At 71.5% G+C, this 3,883-nt stretch carries 2 protein-coding genes; both read left to right on the plus strand.

The genetic code is table 11. The features are described from left to right. The coding region (locus FUT87_RS15935) for a non-ribosomal peptide synthetase (protein WP_147241645.1) at positions 1-2,596 on the plus strand (2,596 nt) is incomplete at its 5' end. Continuing rightward, positions 2,530-3,883 (plus strand): condensation domain-containing protein (locus tag FUT87_RS15940; RefSeq protein ID WP_186830568.1); only part of this gene is annotated, 1,354 nt, incomplete at its 3' end. The genes FUT87_RS15935 and FUT87_RS15940, both read left to right, overlap by 67 nt.

Here is a 3,883-nt window from a genome sequence, read left to right on the forward strand (position 1 = left end):
CGGCACGCCGCTGTTCTCCGCGCTGCTGAACTACCGCCACAGCCGCCGCCAGCCGGTGAGCGCCGTGCTCGACGGGGACGGCGTGCGGCTGCTCGATGGCGAGGAGCGCACCAACTATCCCTTCGCGCTGTCGGTGGACGACTTCGGCGATGGCTTCGGGCTGGTGGCGCAGGTGGATCGGACGCTCGATGCCGAGGCCATCGGGGCGCAGGTGCTGGCCGCGGTCGAGGAAGTCACGCGCGCGCTGGCCGAAGACCCCGATCAGCCCTTGTGCGAGCTCGGTGGTCTGGATCCGGCGGCGCTGTCGCAGTGGCACGCATGGAGCGGCGGCGATGCGATTCAGGCGGCGGTCGCCGCAGCGACTGCGACGACGTTGCGGGCGCCGACTCCGACCTCGACCTCGGCATCGGCATCGGCATCGGTCCCTGCGTCGATGGCCGCGACCGTCCCTGAGCTCATCGAGCGGCAGGCTCACGCGCGGCCCGAGGCGATCGCGGTCATCGCCAGCGACGGCCAGCTCTCCCGCGCGGAACTGGAGGCGCGCGCGAACCGCCTGGCGCGCCGGCTGATCGCGCGGGGCGTGACGCCGGAGTCACGCGTCGGCCTGGCGCTGCCGCGTTCGCTCGACATGATCGTCGGCTTGCTGGCCATCCTGAAGGCCGGTGGCGCCTACGTGCCGCTGGACCCGTCGTATCCGCCGGCGCGCCTGCGCCACATGATCGAGGACAGCCGCATCGCGCTGCTGCTCACGCGGTCCGACGTCCTCGATCGCATGCCGGTGTCCGAGGGCGTGCCGACGCTGTGCATCGATCAACCGGACGGCCCCGACGCTTCGGCGTGCGACGAGCTGCCGCTTCCGGCGCTCGCGGCCGACCAGCTCGCCTACGTCATCTACACCTCCGGCTCGACCGGCCGGCCCAAGGGCGTGGCCGTCGCGCACGGGCCGCTGGCCATGCACCTGCAGGCGATCGGCAAGCGGCTCGAGCTCACCCACGAGGATCGCCTGCTGCAGTTCGCGTCGATCAGCTTCGACGCCGCCGGCTCGCAATGGATGGCGCCGCTGATCCACGGCGCGGCCGTCGTGTTGCTGCCGCGGGACGGCTGGTCGATCGAGGAGGTCGCTCGCACCGTCCGTCGCGAGGGCGTGACGGCGCTGCACTTGCCGCCGGCCTATCTGCGGCAGCTCGCGGCTGAGCACGCCGGCGGGCGGCTTCCGGTTCGGCTGTGCATCGCCGGTGGCGAGGCCTGGTCCGCCGCCGACTTCCACGCGGCGCGCGACGCCTTCCTCCCGCGGCGCCTGGTGAATTCCTATGGCCCGACCGAGGCTGTGATCACGCCGTGCGCCTGGGACGTTCCAGCCGAGGAGATCGAACGCCTTGGTGACCGGCCGACCGTGCCGATCGGTCGCCCCGTCGGTGACCGGACCGCCCGCGTGCTCGACCGCCATCTGTCGCCATGCCCCGCCGGCGTGCCGGGCGAGCTCTATCTGGGTGGGACCGGCTTGGCGCGCGGCTACCTCGACCGCGCCGGCCTGACGGCCGAGCGCTTCGTCGCCGATCCGTTCGGCGCGCCGGGCTCGCGGCTGTATCGCACCGGCGATCTGGTGCGCTGGGGCGTCGATGGCGAGCTGGAGTACCTCGGTCGCATCGACCACCAGGTCAAGGTGCGCGGGTTCCGCATCGAGCTGGGTGAGGTCGAGGCCGCGCTCAAGACCCAGCCGGAACTGCGCGACGCCGTGGTCGTCGCCGCACCGGGCGCGAGCGGCACGCGGCTCGTGGCCTATGTCGTCGCGAGAGAGGGCCGTGTGGCCGACCCGGCCACGGTGATCGCTGAGGTCGCGCGGACGCTGCCCGACTACATGGTGCCGGCCGCGGTCGTCGTGCTGGAGGCCCTGCCGCTCAACCCGAACGGCAAGGTCGATCGGCGCGCGTTGCCTTCGCCGGAGCCGCAGATCGCCGACGTGTTCGAGGCGCCTCGCGGAGAGATTGAAGCGGCCGTGGCGACTCTGTTCGCCGAGGTGCTGGGCTTGGCGCGGATCGGCCGCGGCGACAACTTCTTCGCCGCAGGCGGCGATTCGATCCTGAGTCTCAAGGTCGTCGCGTTGGGGCATCAGCGAGGCTGGCGCCTCCTGCCGCGGCATGTCTTCGAGCATCCGACGGTGGCGGCGCTCGCGCGCGTGGTAGCGGAGATCCACGCGGACACAGCAGGGGCTGCGACCGCGCCGTCCGTTGCGTCGTCCATCACCTCGAGCGTGCGGTCCGCCGTCGTGCCGCTGGGCGACAAGGCCCGTGCGGCCGGCATGCCGCTGTCATTCGCGCAGCAGCGTCAATGGTTCCTGTGGCAGCTGGACCCGACCAGCACCGCGTATCACATCGCTGGCGCGCTGAACCTGCACGGTGCGCTGGATGTCGACGCGCTACGCAACAGCTTCGATTCGCTGGTGCGGCGGCACGAATCGCTGCGCACGTCTTCCGGCTGGGCGAGGGCGGCGCGGTGGAGCAGCGGGTGCAAGCACCCGGCACGGCCGGGGTGGCATTCACCCTGCTTGCCGACGAAGCGCAGGCGCGACGGCTCGTCCGGACGCCGTTCGACCTGACCACCGGTCCGCTGATCCGTGTCGGCCTGCTGCGGCAGGGCATCGATCGGCACCAACTGGTCGTCGTGATGCATCACATCGTGTCCGACGGCTGGTCGATGCGCATCGTGGTGGACGAGGTCTTCGCGGACTACGCCGCCGCCGTGCGGGACGAGGCGACGACGCTGGCGCCCTGGCCCATCCAGTACGCGGACTTCGCGGTGTGGCAGCGCCAGTGGCAGGCAGGCGCCGAGTGGCAGCGCCAACTGGACTACTGGCGCGAGCGGCTCGGCGCCGAGCAGCCCGTGCTGCAGCTGCCAGCTGATCATCCGCGACAGCCCGACGGCCGCTACCGGGCCGCGCGCCACGCCTGGACGCTGCCGCCGGCACTGTCGGCGCACCTGCGCCAACGCGCCCGCGACGAGGGCGCGACCCTGTTCATGGTGCTGCTGGCCGGCTTCCAGGCGGTGCTGAGCCGCTGGACCGCGCAGTCGGAGATCCGCGTCGGCGTGCCCATCGCCAACCGCGACCGGCCGGAGATCGCGCCGGTGGTCGGCTTCTTCGTCAACACGCAGGTGCTGGACAACCGCATCGACACGCGGATGCCGCTGGCGCGGGTGCTGGCGCAGACTCGCGAAGCCGCGATCGGCGCGCAGGCCCATCCGGACCTGCCGTTCGAGCAACTGGTCGAGGCGCTCCAGCCGGCGCGCACGCTGGGCGTGCATCCGCTGTTCCAGGTGATGTTCAACCACCTTCGTGGGGAGGATCTGACGGCACGCCGGCTGCCGGGACTCGAGATCGAGCCGGTCGCGCTGGCCGAGCGCGAAGCGCAGTTCGAGCTGACGCTGCACACGACCGAACTGCCGACCGGCGGCATCGAGGCGAGCTTCAGCTACGCGGCCGAACTGTTCGAGGTCGACACGATCGAGCGCATGGCGGGGCATCTCGTGGCGATGCTGGAAGCGATCAGCGCGACGCCGGAGCGAGCCGTCGGGGATGTGGTGCTGATGTCGTCGGAGGAGTTCGAGCGGCTGGAACGCTTGAGCATCAACAGCGATGAGGCGACGGAGGCGGTGCCGATGCACCACCTCATCGAGCGCCAAGCGGCGATGGACCCGGATGCACCGGCGCTGGTCTTTGGGCAGAGCACGCTGACGCGCGGTCAGCTCAATGAGCGCGCGAACCGACTCGCGCATCGCCTCATCGCGCTGGGGGTGCGCCCGGACTCGCGCGTGGGACTGGCCGTCGATCGATCGATAGAGATGATGGTCGGCGTGCTGGCCATCCTCAAGGCCGGCGGCGCCTACG

The sequence above is a fragment of the Mitsuaria sp. TWR114 genome (assembly GCF_007997345.1).